The sequence below is a fragment of the Chromobacterium subtsugae genome, assembly GCF_001676875.1.
Classification (GTDB): Bacteria; Pseudomonadota; Gammaproteobacteria; order Burkholderiales; family Chromobacteriaceae; genus Chromobacterium; species Chromobacterium subtsugae.
Genome location: NZ_JYKA01000012.1, coordinates 24,597 through 41,024 on the forward strand (window position 1 = coordinate 24,597; position 16,428 = coordinate 41,024).

14 protein-coding genes are annotated in these 16,428 nt (G+C 58.8%); all 14 read left to right on the forward strand.

The window, feature by feature from the left end:
• The first annotated feature begins 1,098 nt into the window (after positions 1 to 1,098).
• The 14 genes from rfbF to MY55_RS22725 all read left to right on the forward strand — a co-directional run bounded on the left by rfbF (position 1,099) and on the right by MY55_RS22725 (position 15,959).
• Positions 1,099 to 1,872 (forward strand): glucose-1-phosphate cytidylyltransferase, encoded by a 774-nt coding sequence (gene rfbF / locus MY55_RS14870; protein WP_043579291.1) that lies wholly within the window; start codon positions 1,099 to 1,101, stop codon positions 1,870 to 1,872.
• Positions 1,869 to 2,954 (forward strand): CDP-glucose 4,6-dehydratase, encoded by a 1,086-nt coding sequence (gene rfbG, locus MY55_RS14875; protein WP_201775390.1) that lies wholly within the window; start codon positions 1,869 to 1,871, stop codon positions 2,952 to 2,954. Before rfbF ends, rfbG begins: the two co-directional genes overlap by 4 nt.
• Before the next feature lie 57 nt (positions 2,955 to 3,011).
• Positions 3,012 to 4,328, forward strand: coding sequence for a lipopolysaccharide biosynthesis protein RfbH (gene rfbH / locus MY55_RS14880; RefSeq protein ID WP_043579294.1), 1,317 nt, complete (start codon positions 3,012 to 3,014; stop codon positions 4,326 to 4,328).
• 10 nt (positions 4,329 to 4,338) lie between these two features.
• The gene (locus MY55_RS14885; RefSeq protein ID WP_047237495.1) at positions 4,339 to 6,117 is read left to right on the forward strand and encodes a bifunctional GNAT family N-acetyltransferase/PLP-dependent aspartate aminotransferase family protein; all 1,779 of its coding nucleotides are present in this window, start codon (positions 4,339 to 4,341) and stop codon (positions 6,115 to 6,117) included.
• A gap of 5 nt (positions 6,118 to 6,122) precedes the next feature.
• Positions 6,123 to 6,935, forward strand: coding sequence for a transketolase (locus tag MY55_RS14890; protein ID WP_043579297.1), 813 nt, complete (start codon positions 6,123 to 6,125; stop codon positions 6,933 to 6,935).
• Positions 6,928 to 7,800, forward strand: coding sequence for a transketolase family protein (locus MY55_RS14895; RefSeq protein ID WP_047237494.1), 873 nt, complete (start codon positions 6,928 to 6,930; stop codon positions 7,798 to 7,800). Before MY55_RS14890 ends, MY55_RS14895 begins: the two co-directional genes overlap by 8 nt.
• Positions 7,800 to 9,149, forward strand: coding sequence for a hypothetical protein (locus MY55_RS14900; RefSeq protein WP_052878081.1), 1,350 nt, complete (start codon positions 7,800 to 7,802; stop codon positions 9,147 to 9,149). Before MY55_RS14895 ends, MY55_RS14900 begins: the two co-directional genes overlap by 1 nt.
• A 1-nt stretch (position 9,150) precedes the next feature.
• Positions 9,151 to 10,116 carry a glycosyltransferase family 2 protein gene (locus tag MY55_RS14905; RefSeq protein WP_076097951.1) on the forward strand — a complete coding sequence of 322 codons (966 nt, stop codon included), beginning with the start codon at positions 9,151 to 9,153 and terminating at the stop codon, positions 10,114 to 10,116.
• Positions 10,117 to 10,153: 37 nt separating this feature from the next.
• The gene (locus MY55_RS14910) at positions 10,154 to 11,191 is read left to right on the forward strand and encodes a glycosyltransferase family 9 protein (RefSeq protein WP_157889330.1); all 1,038 of its coding nucleotides are present in this window, start codon (positions 10,154 to 10,156) and stop codon (positions 11,189 to 11,191) included.
• Position 11,192: 1 nt separating this feature from the next.
• On the forward strand, positions 11,193 to 12,356 hold the full coding sequence (locus MY55_RS14915; RefSeq protein ID WP_052258306.1) for a glycosyltransferase family 9 protein: 1,164 nt from the start codon (positions 11,193 to 11,195) through the stop codon (positions 12,354 to 12,356).
• Positions 12,357 to 12,471: 115 nt separating this feature from the next.
• Positions 12,472 to 12,945: an acyltransferase gene (locus MY55_RS14920; protein ID WP_197465973.1), complete on the forward strand. Its 474-nt coding sequence runs from the start codon at positions 12,472 to 12,474 to the stop codon at positions 12,943 to 12,945.
• A gap of 5 nt (positions 12,946 to 12,950) precedes the next feature.
• The gene (locus MY55_RS14925) at positions 12,951 to 13,991 is read left to right on the forward strand and encodes a glycosyltransferase family 2 protein (RefSeq protein WP_043579303.1); all 1,041 of its coding nucleotides are present in this window, start codon (positions 12,951 to 12,953) and stop codon (positions 13,989 to 13,991) included.
• A 34-nt stretch (positions 13,992 to 14,025) separates the two neighbouring features.
• Positions 14,026 to 15,111, forward strand: a complete 1,086-nt coding sequence (locus tag MY55_RS14930) for a hypothetical protein (RefSeq protein WP_146008425.1) — start codon at positions 14,026 to 14,028, stop codon at positions 15,109 to 15,111.
• A 71-nt stretch (positions 15,112 to 15,182) separates the two neighbouring features.
• On the forward strand, positions 15,183 to 15,959 hold the full coding sequence (locus MY55_RS22725; protein ID WP_080509334.1) for a formyltransferase family protein: 777 nt from the start codon (positions 15,183 to 15,185) through the stop codon (positions 15,957 to 15,959).
• Positions 15,960 to 16,428 lie beyond the last annotated feature (469 nt).

Below are 16,428 nucleotides of genomic sequence, written 5' to 3' on the forward strand. Positions count from 1 at the left end.
GGTCTTCACGAGCGGATTCAAGCGGACAGCCAAGCTCCACGACAGAAGCCATCAGCAAGGCCTAATATTTAACGATGTTGCACTCGCCTCGCGCCGTTCACTATCTGGGCATGAGAGCGATGCGATTCTTAAAGAAGAGCCCAAAAAATTCAGCTTGCCGGCACGTCGAAAAGCAGAATGCGATTCGCCATGTCGTTAAATAAAAACACTGGACAGGATAGCTGACTTTCGCATCAAAGTCGTAAATGGCACCCACCTCCGACTTTGTTTCAAATGGAAAGATTAACAACCCGGAACAAGATGGAGAATCGGAATAGTCAGTTGCGATCAGTTGATATTAAGAAACATCGGCCAAATGAGCGACAATCAACATTAACAATCACGGTTTGCAAAGCGGCGGTGTTTTGGGTCAAGCTGCGATAAAATTCGAGATACGCGCCCCAGGCAGTCCAGCAAGGCCTTTTTTTGAAATGTAGCCGTAACGTTCGGCTGACAGACAACGCAATAGGTACTATAGATTGAAGTAAGTCGCGGCGCTTGCCGGCGCAGCGCAGCATGACCCTACACTTGAAAGTCTCGACAGCGAAAGCGATATCCGCCCACCTCAGAACTGCGGCACAGCAGTCCCGGCAAGGTCGGCGCAGTACGATACGGTTTACCAGTTGCAAATATAACGGGTCATCCCGACTACCCGTTGCCCGGAGAGGCAACGAACCCAATGCCTGATTTCTTGAATAGTACAGGGGGGATTTGCAAAAAATGCCAGTCGGTCAGCACCACGCGTCGAAAAAACTCTCGAAACTCTCAGCCGCATCCGCTCTGTCGCGGCATGGGCTAGCTCCCCTTTTCCACTCGGCTTCGCAAAGCCTGCCTGCCGCTCGGCCGCATCTTCGCCCCAGTAGCGCAGGATCTGCCGGTCCGCGCGCCAAAAACCGTCGGCCGCAGCCCGCCTGCACCGGCGCCATCGCGGCTGCCCAGCATTCAGCCGGCTGCTTGAGCGCCCGACCTTCTTCTTCGCGCCAGCAAGACTAAAGCGCAGGCCATGTGCCGCCTCAATCACTCCGTCTCTTGGACGCTTGCCAAAGAGGAAATATTGAAATGAAAGCCGTCATTCTTGCAGGTGGATTGGGTACCCGTATCAGTGAAGAAACCACCGCTCGGCCCAAGCCGATGGTGGAAATCGGCGGCAAGCCCATTCTGTGGCACATCATGAAAATCTATTCCCACTACGGGATAAACGATTTCATCATTTGCTGCGGCTATCGGGGCTACGTGATCAAGGAGTACTTCGCCAACTACTTCCTGCATATGTCCGATGTCACCATCGACATGTCGAGCAATCACATGGAAGTGCATCAACGCTACGCCGAACCATGGCGCGTCACCCTGGTCGACACCGGCGAACACACCATGACCGGCGGCCGCCTGAAACGTGTGAGGAAATACCTGCAGGGCGAGGACGCGTTCTGTTTCACTTATGGCGATGGCGTAGCTGACATCCACATCGGCCAACTCATCGACTTCCACAAAACCTATGGCGCAGCAGCCACGCTGACCGCCGTCTATCCGCCCGCCCGTTTCGGCGTGCTGGACATCAAGGACAACCTGGTGTCGAACTTCCAGGAAAAACCCCAGGGCGATGGCGGCATGATCAACGGCGGCTTTTTCGTATTGTCGCCGTCGGTCATCGACCTGATCCCAGACGATGGCTGCGTATGGGAGCGGGAGCCTCTGGAAACGCTGGCCCAGCGCGGCCAGCTGGCCGCCTTCTCCCATGAAGGCTTCTGGCAACCGATGGACACGCTGCGCGACAAGCTTCACTTGGAAAACCTGTGGAAATCCGGCCAGGCGCCATGGAAAGTATGGGAATGAACCGCGACTTCTGGAAGGGGAAGCGGGTCTTTCTCACGGGTCATACCGGCTTCAAGGGCAGTTGGCTCACGCTGTGGCTGCAAGCGCTCGGCGCCGAGGTGTCCGGCTATGCGCGCGAACCGGCGACCGAGCCCAGCCTGTTTTCCGCCGCCGGCCTCGCGCAAACCATGCACTCCTCGTTCATCGGCGACATTCGCGACCCCGACCGCCTGCGCGCCGCGCTTGACCGCGCTCGTCCGGATATCGTCTTCCACCTGGCGGCGCAGGCGATCGTGCGCCGCTCGTATGCCGATCCGGTGGAAACCTATGCCGCGAACGTGATGGGCACCGTCCACCTGCTCGAAGCCGTGCGGGCCACGCCGACAGTACGCGCCGTGGTGTGCGTCACCAGCGATAAATGCTACGAAAACCGAGAGTGGCCATGGGGCTATCGCGAGAACGAGGCCATGGGCGGCTACGATCCATACAGCAGCAGCAAAGGCTGCGCCGAGTTGGTCGCCGGCGCCTACCGCAATTCCTTTTTCAATCCGGCCGACCACGAGCGGCACGGCGTGGCGCTGGCCACCGCTCGGGCTGGCAATGTCATCGGCGGCGGCGATTGGGCGCAAGACCGGCTGATTCCCGATTTCATCCGCGCCATGGCCGCCGGCGAAGCGCTGGCGATCCGCAATCCGAACGCCATTCGTCCCTGGCAGCATGTGCTTGAGCCATTGGCCGGTTACCTTCTGCTGGCGGAAAAACTGCATCAATCCGGCCCAAGCTTCTCTTCCGCCTGGAATTTCGGCCCGCATGAGCAAGACGCGCGTCCGGTCGAATGGATAGCCGCGCAGCTGACCCAGCTGTGGGGGCAAGGCAGCCGTTACCAGGTGCAGCGCGAGGCCGGAGCCGCGCATGAGGCCCACTACCTGAAGCTGGATTGCTCCAAGGCCAATCAAGAACTGGGCTGGCGACCGCGCTGGTCGCTGCGGGAGGCCTTGCAGCGCATCTGCGACTGGCACCTGCAGCACCGGGCAGGCGCCGACATGCGCGCGGTATGCCTGCAGCAGATACGCGCTTATCAAGAAACCGTCATAGCCGAATAACACGATCCTTCCGCGCGGACAGTTGGCGCGCGGAGTTTCACCGAATCTGGATGCGATATGGAAAAGACTCAACAGCTTCGTCAGCAAATTGCCCAACTGGTGGCCGAATACGCGGAAATCGCGCTCGCCCCCAAGCCCTTCGAGCCCGGCAAGACCGTGATTCCGCCGTCCGGCAAGGTGATAGACGGCGCCGAGCTGCAGCACATGGTCGAGGCGTCGCTGGACGGCTGGCTGACCACTGGCCGCTTCAACACCCAATTCGAAAAACAACTGGCGGAATTCCTGGGCGTCAAACACCTGCTGACCACCAACTCCGGCTCCTCCGCCAACCTGCTGGCCTTTACCGCGCTGACCTCCCCGCAGCTGGGCGAGCGCGCCATCCGCAAAGGCGATGAAGTGATAGGCGTGGCCGCCGGCTTCCCCACCACCGTCAACCCCATCATCCAGTTCGGCGCAGTGCCGGTTCTGATCGATGTAGACATCCCCACCTACAACATCGACGCGGCGCGCATCGAGTCGGCGATCACCGACAAAACCAAGGCGATTATGCTGGCCCACACCCTGGGCAACCCATACAACCTGCGAGTGGTGCGCGACATCTGCAACCGCCACGGACTATGGCTGATCGAGGACTGCTGCGACGCGCTGGGCTCCACCTACGACGGCCAACTGGTCGGCACCTTCGGCGATATCGGCACGCTCAGCTTCTATCCGGCGCATCACATCACCATGGGCGAAGGCGGCGCGGTCTTCACCAACAGCGACCAATTGAAGAAAATCGTGGAGTCCTTCCGCGACTGGGGCCGCGACTGCTACTGCGCGCCCGGCTGCGACAACACCTGCGGCAAGCGTTTCAACTGGCAGCTCGGCTCGCTGCCGCACGGCTACGACCACAAATACACTTACAGCCACCTGGGCTACAACCTGAAGATCACCGACATGCAGGCCGCCTGCGCGTTGGCGCAGCTTGGCAAGCTCGAACAGTTCATCGCCGCGCGGCGCAGCAACTTCGGCTACCTCAGCGAGCGGCTGAAGACCTGTGAGGAATTCCTGATCCTGCCCAAGGCGACCGAGCGCGCCAACCCGTCGTGGTTCGGCTTCCCGATCACCATCCGCCCCGGCAGCGGCATCGAACGGGTGGACGTGCTGAAGTACCTGGACGAACACAAGGTCGGCACCCGGCTGCTGTTCGCCGGCAACCTGACCCGCCAGCCCTATATGCACGGGCAGAATTTCCGCGTGCACGGCGAACTCGTCAATACCGACCTGATCATGAACAACACCTTCTGGATCGGCGTGCACCCAGGCCTGACCCGCGACATGCTCGACTACGCCGTCGAGAAGATCGAAACCATCATTGGCGTGAATTTTTAAGGAGCAGGCAATGGAAAAGACCAGACTCTCTGTCTACACCGCGGCGGTCAGCGAAAACTTCTCCTTCCTGAAGCGGGCTGCCACCATTCAGGAAGCCTACCTGCGCGCGATTCCGATCGCCGGCGGCGGCTACCTGCTGCCGGTATGCGAAATGCACAAGCAGGATGCCGCCCTGATCCGGCTCTTGACCGAATGGCGCAACCGCAATGTCCAGGCCTATCCGACCCAATTCATCGCCACTGAGCAAAGCACCCGCGACTGGCTGGAGCAGCAGCTGCTGGCCGTCAACGACCGGATGCTGTTCCTGGTGGTGAGCGCCACCGGCGCGACGCTGGGCCACCTGGGCTTCACCCGCTGCCATAATTCCGACATGATGTTCGAGATCGACAATATGGTGCGCGGCGCCGCCGACGCCGAAGCGGGCCTGTTCTCCCGCGCGCTGGCCGCGTTGATCGAATGGGCCAGGAAAACCATCAACGTCAACGGCTTTTTCCTGCGCGTGCTGGACGACAATCCCGACGCGATCGCCTTCTACAAGAAAAACCATTTCACGGTCGAATCCAATATTCCGCTGGTGGCGGTGAAAAACGGCGACAGCCTCCAGTACCGCGAGGCGCTGCCGACGGAAACCGCCAGCAAACAATTCGTCCGCATGGCGTACAAAGCCCCGTCGCAAGGGGTGGGCGAGAAGATGATCCTCACCGCGGGTCCGTCGATCTCCGCCAAGGAGGCCGCCTATTCGTTCGATGCCGCGCTCAACGGCTGGAACAGCGATTGGTCGAAATATCTGACTCGCTTCGAGAAAAGCTTCGCCGAATATGTCGGCGTCAAATACGCGCTGGCCACCTCCAGCTGCACCGGCGCGCTGCAGATCGCGCTGATGGCGTTGGACATCGGCCCCGGCGACGAAGTGATCGTACCGGACCAGACCTGGGTCGCCACCGCCAACGCCGTCCGTTATACCGGCGCCATCCCGGTGTTCGCCGACATCGAGCTGGACACCTGGAACATCGACGCCCGTTCGGTGGAGTCGCTGATCACCAGCAAGACCAAGGCCATTGTCGCCGTCCACATGTATGGCCACCCGGCCCGCATGAGCGCCATCCTGGCGGTGGCGGAGAAATACGGCCTGAAGGTGGTGGAAGACGCCGCCCCCGCGATCGGCGCCGAATGGCAGGGCAAGCGTTGCGGCAGCTTCGGCTCCTTCGCCGCCTTCAGCTTCCAAGGCGCCAAGCTGATGGTCACCGGCGAAGGCGGCATGCTGGTCACCGATGACGACGCGCTGTACGCCAAGGCTTACAAGGTTTGGGACCAAGGGCGCAACCCGTCGCGCACCTTCTGGATCGACGAGGACGGCGTCAAGTTCAAGATGTCCAATATCCAGGCCGCGCTCGGCCTGGGCCAGCTGGAGCGCGTCGACGAACTGATCGAGATGAAGCGCCGCATTTTCGAGTGGTACCAGGAAGGCCTGGAAGGCGTGCCTCATCTCAGCCTCAACCGCGAAGTGGAAGGCGCCCGCAGCATCTACTGGATGAGCAGCATCCTGCTGGACAAGGACGCCCGCATCAGCCGCGATCAATTGATGCAGCAATTGAAGTCCAGAAACGTCGACACCCGGCCGGTCTTTCCCGCCATCAGCCAGTATCCGATCTGGCCCAGGCAGCAGCAACCGCAACCCAACGCGATGCATGTCGGCCTGCAGGCGATCAATCTGCCAAGCGGCGTCTGCTTGAGCCGCGACGAAGTGGCTTACGCCTGCAAGCAGATCAGAAGCATTCTGCTGGGGTAAGCCGAATGGAAAACTCGATCACGCTGGCGCGCGCCATCCGCGCCACCGCCCTGCAAATGGTGCATGACGCGCGGGCTTCGCACATCGGCAGCGCGCTGTCGATCGCCGACATCCTGGCGGTGCTGTATCGCAATCATCTGCGCTTCGACCCCGCCGCGACTCGGGATCCGCTGCGCGACCGCTTCATTCTCAGCAAGGGGCACGCCTGCGTCGCGCTCTACGCCGCGTTGGGCGCGCTGGGCGCGCTGAGTCCGGAGGAGATTGCCAGCTACGGCCAGGATTTCTCGCCGCTGATGAACCATATCAGCCACAAGGTGAATGGGGTCGAGTTTTCCACCGGTTCGCTCGGCCATGGCCTGCCGTTCGCCGCCGGCAAGGCCATGGCCGCCAAGCTGCGAGGACAGCCTTGGAAAAACTACGTGCTGCTTGGCGACGGCGAAATGGACGAAGGCAGCAACTGGGAGGCGCTGATGTTCGCCGCCCACCACCGCCTGGACAATCTGGTGGCCATCATCGACTGCAACAATCTGCAAAGCTTGGACACCGTGCGCGCGACATTGAATATCGAGCCGCTGGACCAAAAGCTGGCCGCCTTCGGCTGCCGCGTATTCGAGGCCGACGGCCACGACCACCAGGCGCTGGACCAGGCCTTGCTTGCCATCGCCGAGGTCCGCGGCCAACCGTCGGTATTGATCGCGCGCACCGTCAAGGGAAAAGGCGTCAGCTTCATGGAAAACAGCGTGGACTGGCACTACCGCAGCCCGGACAAACAGCAGCTGCGGCAGGCATTGGAAGAACTGGGAGTCCAGCATGCGTAACGCTTTCATCGATGAACTGGTCAAACTCGCCGCCGTCCACCCCGACATCGTGCTGATGGTAGGCGACCTGGGATACGGAGTAGTCGAACCGTTCGCCGAGCGGTTTCCCGACCGTTTCATCAACGCCGGCATCGCCGAACAGAACATGATGGGCATGGCGGCAGGCATGGCGTCCGAGGGCTGCCACGTCTTCACCTACAGCATCGCCAACTTCCCGACTTTCCGTTGCGCGGAACAGATACGCAACGATGTCGACTATCACAATTTGGCGGTGACCGTGGTCAGCGTCGGCGGCGGCCTGGCCTACGGCAACCTCGGCTACTCCCATCATGCGGTGCAGGATTACGGCCTGATGCGGATGATGCCGAACATGACTATCGCCGCCCCCGGCGACCCGATGGAAGTCCGCGCCTGCCTGCGTTACCTGGCCAGCCACCCCGGCCCGTCCTACCTGCGCCTAGGCAAGGCCGGCGAACCCTGCCTGCACCCGCAGGTGCCGGATGTCGTCCCCGGCCAATGGCTGCCCATCAGACAACGCGACAGCGCCGCCGCCCTGCTCACCACCGGAGCCGCCGTCAGCAGCGCCATCGAATGGCTGGACACGCCTGATTTCGCCGCCCATTCGCTATACACGATGCCGCTGTGGAGCATGGCCGCCAAACAAAAGCAGCCGCAGCAGCTGTCCGACTGGGATCTGGTCGTCACCGTCGAAGACCATATCCACGACGCCGGCTTCGGCAGCTGGCTGATGGAGGCAGCCGCGCCGGCCGGCATGAGCGGCAAGATACGCAACCGCGCGCTGTCGACTGAGATATTCGGCAAGGTCGGCAGCCAAAAAACCCTCAACAAGCTGGGTGGGCTGTAGTGATACTGGCACTGAAGAAGACGCTGGGGCTGGACAGGGCGATACTGTATGTATTGCTCAACCGCGGCTGGACCCTGCTGGCCGGCTTCGTCACGCTCTATCTGATCTCCGCCACCATGAGCAAGGCGGAACAGGGCTACTACTACACCTTCTCCAGCATTCTGGCGCTGCAGATCTTTTTCGAGCTGGGCTTCAGCGGCATCATCGCCCAATTCGCCAGCCACGAGATGGCCAAGCTCCACTGGCGCGGCGGCGACATCGTCGGCGACTCCCAGTCCCGCCAGCGCCTGCTGTCGCTATTCCGGCTGGCGATCAAATGGTATGGCGTGATTTCGCTGCTCACCGTTTTCCTGCTCAATACCGCGGGCTTCTATTTCTTCAGCAGCTCCGCCAGGCAGTCCGGCGTCGACTGGCACCTTCCCTGGATGCTGCTGACGCTGGGCGCGACCTTGAACCTGTTTCTCAGCCCGCTGCTGGCGCTGTTCGAAGGCAGCGGCCTGGTCGCCAATGTCAGCGCGCTGCGCCTGATGCAATCGATGGTCGCCTACAGCAGCGGCTGGCTGTTGCTGCTCAATGACGGCAAGCTGTATACCGCGGCGGCCATTTCCATCATGACCGCCGCCGTCGGGTTTTACTGGCTGGGCAAGCATTACGGCGCCTTTCTCAAATCCTTGCTGCAAAACCTGCCTGGCAAAGACGATGCCGGCATTTGCTGGCGGCGCGAAATCTGGCCGATGCAATGGCGGATCGCGTTGAGCTGGCTAAGCGGCTACTTCATCTCCCAGTTGTTCACGCCGCTGGCCTTCCGCTACCAGGGCACCGAAGCCGCCGGCCAGCTCGGCATGTCGCTCAGCATCGTCACCACTATGTCCACCGTCGCCAGCGCCTGGCTAACCACCAAGCTGCCAAGCTTCGGCATGCTGATTGCCGGCCGCCAAGCCGCTCAATTGATGGCGCTGTTCCGCAAGAGCAGCTTGCAGTCCATCGCTGTGCTGCTGGCCCAACACAGCCTGTTTTTCATCCTGCTGCTGGCCATGCGCCATTACCAGTTCGCCTTCGCCAGCCGCCTGCTGGAGCCTATCGACATCTTGTGGCTGCTGCTCGCCGCCCAAGCCTGCCACATCGTGTTTTTGCAGGCCGCCTATATCCGCGCCCACAAGATCGAGCCCTATCTTAAGCATGCGATTCTGTTGGCGCTGCTGATTTCCAGTTCCAGCTATTATTTGATTCAGCATTACTCGATCCGGGAAATGCTCGCCCTCTACGCCATCATTTGCGGGACGGTAGGCGTTGGATATTCCAGCTATATCTATGCAAGCTTCAATAAAAGAAAAATGGCGGGGCAATGAAATGAACCAAGCGTTATTATCGATATGCATCCCCACGTTCAACCGGGCATCCTATTTGAAAAGGTTGCTGGACGATCTATTGCCGGCAATTGCGCGCCATCATCAACTCATCAACATTTTCATCATCGACAACGCCTCCACCGATCAGACGGCGGCGTTGTGCGATAGCTATATCCAAGCCGGCCATGCCTTGAACTACGTCCGCAATGAAAGCAATATCGGCGCGGATGCCAATGCGGTTCGAGCATTCGAATGTGTAAACGGGATATATGGCTGGATACTAGGCGACGATGAATATGTCTATGGCCAAACCGTCGACACCATCATCGCCACCTTGACCAAACAGCCTCTGGCCTTGCTGTATCTGAAAAGCGAGCCCTGCACCGCCAGCGCCATCGCGCAAAAAAAACCGCGCAGCCAAGCCCTGTCCTATTACATGTCCAATGTGGAATTTTCCCGCAAGATAGGGATTTACTTCACATTCATCTCGGCAATCATATTCAACAAGCAGCAAGCCATGCAGGATGACGCGCTTTGCGCGAATATCCGCTATGGCACCTTCATTCCCCAGCTGGCCTGGGTGCTGCCTTTGTTGAAACAGGGCAAGCATTTCGCCAGCAGCCAGGCCTGCCTGATCGCGGCCGAACCCAACAACACCACCGGCTACAAGCTGTTCGAGGTTTTCGGCATCAACCTGCGCGCCTTGGTGGACGCGTTTCTGCCGGACCAACCCCGGCTGAGAAAAGCCATCCTCAGTTCGTCGATGTGGTTTCTGGCAAGCTTTTTTTATGGCAACCGCGGCAACTTCAAGCAGGAAAACCCAAAACCGGCATTCGACCAGGCCTTTGGAGAATTGCGCGTCTACCGTTTGATCGTCCGCCCCTTGCTGACCTACCAGAACCTCATGTCCAAGCTATGCGTAAAAACGATCTGCCGTTTTAGAAAAAACATACTGCAGCAAGCATGACGGCCACGCGCAACCGACCAGCAGGATGCATATCGCCATGAAGATACTGGTCATCAAACTATCGGCGTTGGGAGATATCCTCGCCACCAGCCCCTTGTTTCGGCTGATCAAGGAGGCCAATCCCGGATGCGAAATCCATCATCTGGTGATGCGGCAATGCGCGGCCGCATCCGAAAGCAACCCGCATATCGACCGGCAGATCGTCATCGATCTGATCCCGTCCGGCAATCGCCTGAAGGACGCCCGAATCCTGCTGCGGCTATGGTGGCGGCTGCTGACCGGCGGCTACGACATCGCCGTCATCCTGCATCGCAACGCTCTGTTCCAACTGTTATGCAAAGCGGCGGGCATCGGCAAACTGGTGGGCTTCACCGCGCCGCGGCTCGATCTGCTGCAACATGGGCAGGCGTTCACGATGCAGGGCAACCGCACGCTGCAAGAAGCCCGCCTGCTGCAGCGCGCCGGCCTGATCGACAAAATGCCCGATCGTCTGGAGTTTCATCTGGCCCCCGGCAAAGTGGATCGGGAAAAGCTTGCCGGCCTGCCGCGCGACTACATCGCGATCAACCCGGGCGGCGGCAATCCCCATGCGCCGGCCGACAACAAGATCTGGCCGGCCGACAACTATATCCGGCTGATACAGGCGCTGGACCTGCCGGTCGTATTGCTGGGCAGCGGCGGCAAGGACCAGGAAATCTGCGCGTCCATCGCCCGCGCCTGCGGCACGCGCGCCGTCAATCTGGTCAATCGGCTGAACCTGCACGAAGCGGCGCAAGCCATTCGCCAATCGCGGCTCTACATAGGCAATGACAGCGCCTTGCTGTACATCGCCGCCGCGCTGAATGTGCCGCTGATCGGCCTGTACGGGCCGACCCCGGCTGATGCTTTTCTCCCGCTGGGCGGACCATTGCATCATCTCAGCGGCAAAACCGAGTGCTCCCCATGCTACAGCTCGCTGGAGGGCGCGCGCTCGCCTATGTATTCATGTGTGAACAATATTTGCATGCAAGGCATTTCCACCGAACAAGTCCTGGCCAAAACCAGACAGCTCCTGACCCTTGGAAAGCAGGCCTGACATGAAATTACAGACGCTGAAATTCCTGGACAAGCTGCTATCCACCACAATCGCCTGGCTGCCGCGCCGCCGCAAGCCATCGACTCAAGCTCCTCGCCGGATATTGCTGATCAAACTATCCGCGATGGGCGACGCGTTCTGCCTGCACCCCGTCGCCCGCAGGCTGGCCGCGGCCTTTCCCGCCGCCAGCATCGACTGGCTGACGACCGGCCGCTCCAATCCTGGCCTATTCCGGAATTTGCCGTTTCTGCACGACACGCTGATTGTTCCCACCCAGGTCCGCGCCTTGCTGGCATGGCTGCCCAGGCTGCTCTTCGCGATACGCAAGTACGACATCGTGATGGACTTCGATCAGTACTACCATTTATCCGAACTGCTCTCCCGCTGCGGCAAAACCAGCGCGGGCTTCAGCACCGCGCTGAAAGGGAAAACGTTTTCCCTCTCCATCCCCTATGATCCGCAGCTCAATGAAAAAGTCCTGTTCCACAAGCTTGCCGAGCGCGTGATGGAGCATTATGGCGTGACCCACGCGCCTCCCCGCGACTTTTATCTACCCGAATTGCTGGATGCGTTCACTCCTTCATTGCCGTTGCAGCAATTGGCAGCGGAGATCAAGACACACCAATTGCCGGTGGTGGTTCTCTACGCCGGCTCCAGCGCCAACGCCGCATTCCGGCGCCTGGACATAGACAAATATCTGGCCATCATCGAGCAGACCCGCAACCGCCATACCTTCGTGATCGCCGGCGGACCGGATGAACTGGCGCTGAAAACGCATTTCCAGCTTCAGCACCCAAACGTGTACGAACTGATAGGCAGCTTGAACCTGCTGGAGTGGGCCTGGCTGTTCCGCCATGTCGCCGACCTGCTGCTGGGCAACGACGGCGGCCTGCTGCACGTCGCGGAAAGCCAGTCCACGCCGATGCTGGCCATCTTCGGCCCCAGCCTGTTCCGCAAATGGGGATCGATCAACCCGGAATCGCGCGGCATCGAAACCGATCTGCCGTGCAGGCCATGTCTGAAAAACTATCTCGGCATCGTTCCGACCCGCTGCCAGTTTTCCACGGTCAAATGCCTGGACGCCATCGAGGTGGCCACCATCATTGCCAATATGGAAAGCATGCTGGAAAAGAAACAGCGCCAACACATGCTGATCAGTCCCTGACGACATGAAAAGAATCTATCTGCCCTTATCCCGCTTTCTCAGGCGCGCTCTGCCCAGGCTGCGGCCATGCTGGTTCCATTGCCTGACCGGGCTGCGCTTTTTTCGGATGGGCCGGATGAACAAGGTTTACGGCGTTGAAAACATCCACTTGGGCAGCAGGGTATCGATAGGCGACTTCTGCTGGCTGGAGGCCGTCGAGCGCTATGGCGGCCAGCAATTCGCGCCCCGGCTGGAATTGCGCGCCGGGACCAGCTTGTCCGACGCCGTCCACATCAGCGCGGTTGCCCGCATCGTCATCGGCGAGAATTGCCTGCTCGGCAGCCGCATCTACATCGGCGACCATTCGCATGGCACCGGCCGGCTGGACACCGCATCGCTGCAGACCCCGCCGGGGCAGCGCCCGCTAGCCAACATCGCCGAAATCGACATCGGCGCCAACTGCTGGATCTGCGACGGCGCCGTCATCCTGGCCGGCAGCCGCATTCATCCGGGCTCCATCGTCGCCGCCAACGCCGTCGTCCGCTTGCAGACCGACGAAGCCGCGTTGATCGCCGGCAACCCGGCCAAAGTCATACACTATTTCAGGTAAGCATAATGAATACAATAACCGTCGCCGTGCCCGCCTATTCGCGCCCCGATGAGCTGGGCCAACTGATCGATTCGGTCCTGTCCGCCGATGTCCTGCCCGATGAATTGCTGATCTGCGAAGACAAGTCGCCTCGCCGCGCGGAGATCCGAGCCGTGATTGAAAGCATGCGCCCGCGCTTCGCCGCCGGCGCCTGCGCGCTGACTTACATCGAAAACGAGGAAAACCTCGGCTATGACGGCAATATCCGCAAGATCATCACCTCGTCCGCTTCGGACTACGTGCTGATCCTGGGCGACGACGACGTCCTGTTCAAGGAAGCCATCCCCAAAATACGCGCGTTCGTGCAGCAGCATCCGCAAGCGAATTTCATCTCCCGCACCTTCAGCCGCTTCGCCGAACAACCGCAAAACATCATCAACACCACCTGGATACGCACGAGCGATTGCGTCATCAAACGCGACGACGCCGATCCGAACATCATCTTCCGCCTATGCGGCTTCGTCGGGGGGCTGGTGATCAATCGCCGCTGGGCATCGCAGCTGGCGACAGAGGAATACGACGGCTACCTGTACTACCAGTTCTATCTTGCCTGCCTCGCCTACCTGGGCGATGGCATAGGCTATATCTCGGCCGCCATCGTCGGCGGCCGCGCCGGCAATCCGCCTCTGTTCGGCTCGGCCGACAGCGAAAAGGACACCCATATTCCCGGGTCGTACCGCCCCAAAGGCCGCGCCAAAATGTGGCAGGGACTGCTGGCCATCGCGGCGGACATCGACAAGGCCCATGGTTCGAACATTTATCCCTACATCCGCAACGAGCTAGCCGGCAGGCAGGCCTACCACATATTCGAAATGATGCCGGCGCAAGGCCGCGCGGCCACCCTGGACCTGTTTCACGAGCTCCGGAGACTGAAGCTGACCCACAAGGCGATGCCGTGGCTTCTAACCAGCTACATTCTGGTTTTCGGTCCCTACGCCCGCATCGGCTTCGCCCTTAGCAGACGCCTGCAATTCGCTATCGAGCAGCATGCCGGCCTAAAGCTGTAAAGCCCCGCGACCATCACGATCAGGATCTCTGCAAATGAGAAAAATCGCGTTGTTCTACTTCTACTTCGTCAGCCTGTACTGGTATCCGGTCACCGTCATGCAATGGGGCAGCTATGGCGCAGTGGAAGAGAGCACTCCCATATGGTTCAAGCTCCTGCGCGTGATCCTGGTCGCGCTGCTGCTGCTATTGCTGGCCGCGCGGCCAAGCATCAGCAAGAAAATCGCCTTTCCGCTGCTTTTCGCGCTGTACTGCATCTTTTCCGCGCCGGATATCGTCACGATCACCAATGCCATCACCTTCATCGTCTGCATCGCCATCTGCCTGAAAATCGATATCCGCGCCGTCAATTGGAGACGCCATATCGGCATAGCCAGCGGCATCGGCTACCTGACCGCTCTGCTCGAGATATTGGGGATTGTCGTTTCGCCTCACTCCTACGACGGCACCTTGCGCATCGTCGCGACTTTCGGCGGACCCAATAACGCCGCGATCATCTTATCCGGTTTTGCGCTGTACCATTTCATGCAGCTGCGGAAAACCCGCAGCATCGCCGATTTACTCCACTTCCTGGCCTGCTCGGTGCTGGTGCTGCTCACCGGGTCACTGAGCGCACTGATCGCTTTCCTGCTTTGCATGATTTCGCTGTCGCCGCGACTGTTGCTATTGGTGCCGCCCGCCGCGATCGCCGCGAACTTCATCAGCGACTTCATCTCGTTCAAAGTCGAGCAGTTCGCCAATCTATTCAGCAATAACTCGCAAACCATCGGCACCTTCAGCGACCGCCTCGAAAACATCCAGCTGATATGGCGCTCTTTCAATGCATCGCTTGGCAATGCGCTGTTCGGCACCACGCTGACTTCGGAAAGCGACTATTTGAATATTATTTCGCAACACGGTTTATTTGGATTGGCTCTTTTTCTGCTAGCCATCCTGGCACTGGGTATCGATATCTTTTTGGCGCTGGGACTATTGCAGGGCATCTTCACCCCCTTCTTGTTTCCATTTCCTAGTTTTGCCATTCTGTTTCTACTCAGCAAAATATACCAAACTGAAAAGGAAGCGAAACCTACGCTTATTGCTAAAAAATCTGAGCAAAACAGTTCCGTTCAGCCCATATAAATACAAATTTATCAAAGATTTATTTTTGATTACAGCGGCATACATTTCCCAACCAGCCATGAGGTTGAATCATGAAAAACAATTTCAAGATTGCCCTATTTGCAAACCATGCTCCTGGATTGCATATTGCTCAATATCTCTCCAGTTGCGCGGCAACGGATTCTGTAAGCGCGCTTTACATCAGCGATGAACAAAAAGAAAATGACCAAGCGATAATAAACTCTTTAAATGTGCCAAGAGATCGAATATTCCGAGGAAAAGACATAGTAAAAGATCCAGACCACATACAATGGTTCCGAGAACAAGACTTTGACGCGATCATAACTGTCTATTGGCCATGGCTGCTGAACAAAGAAATATTTAGTGCATCACCAATCACTGTAAATTTTCACCCGGCACTACTGCCAATCAATCGCGGCTGGTTCCCTCACGTTCATAGCCTGATAGATGGCAGCAAAACTGGGGTTACATTGCATAAAATTGAGGATGGCGCCGACACCGGTGCAATCTGGGCGCAAAAAGAAATCCCGATTCAAGCGCTGGATACCGCAAAAGATATCTATGATAAATTGCAGTTTGAAATTGTTGATTTGTTTAAGGAAAAATGGCCAGACATCAAGAATGGGAGAATTACTCCCTTGATACAAGATGAATCAAAAGCAGTCTACCATGCAAAAAAAGAGATTGAACAACTAGACTTTATTGAACTTGAAAAGGAATACAGTGCTCGCGAGTTGATTAATAAGCTAAGAGCCAGAACATTCGGAAATCGAGGCTTTGCATATTATGAAGAAAATGGCGAAAAAGTTTATATCAAGATTTCGCTATCGCGTACTAGTAAATTTTAGCAGCGCTTACAGAACTGAGACCCTTGCACTCCCCTGCAAGGGACCTCAGTTTTGTCAAACAGGCTCTAAGGGATCGCTGCTTAGCGATCACCCCATGCACGGTCGCCAGCACCGCTACGGTTCATGTTTATGCACGCAAGGCGGCAACTCAGATGCTATAGCCTCTCAGTCTGCCGTCATCAGGCTCAACTCGCCGCAAACCGACGTGCAACAGCAAAACCATCGCGCCGAACTGATCACCCCGCTTTCGCGACGCTAGCGCCCGCTAGCATGATCGCCAGACCTTGCCGATTGCGTTTTATCGCAGCGCTACGACTCGCCCCGGCGACCATCAACCAGAGCACCCTGCATTGCAGCCGAATGCCCTGCCCGCTTGGCACTCCGCGAACAGGCCCTCCCTGTCGGCGCAGCGCTCTTCCATCCTGCAGCTCGCCGCACGACAGCGGTCCATCCTGAGCATCTGCAGCGC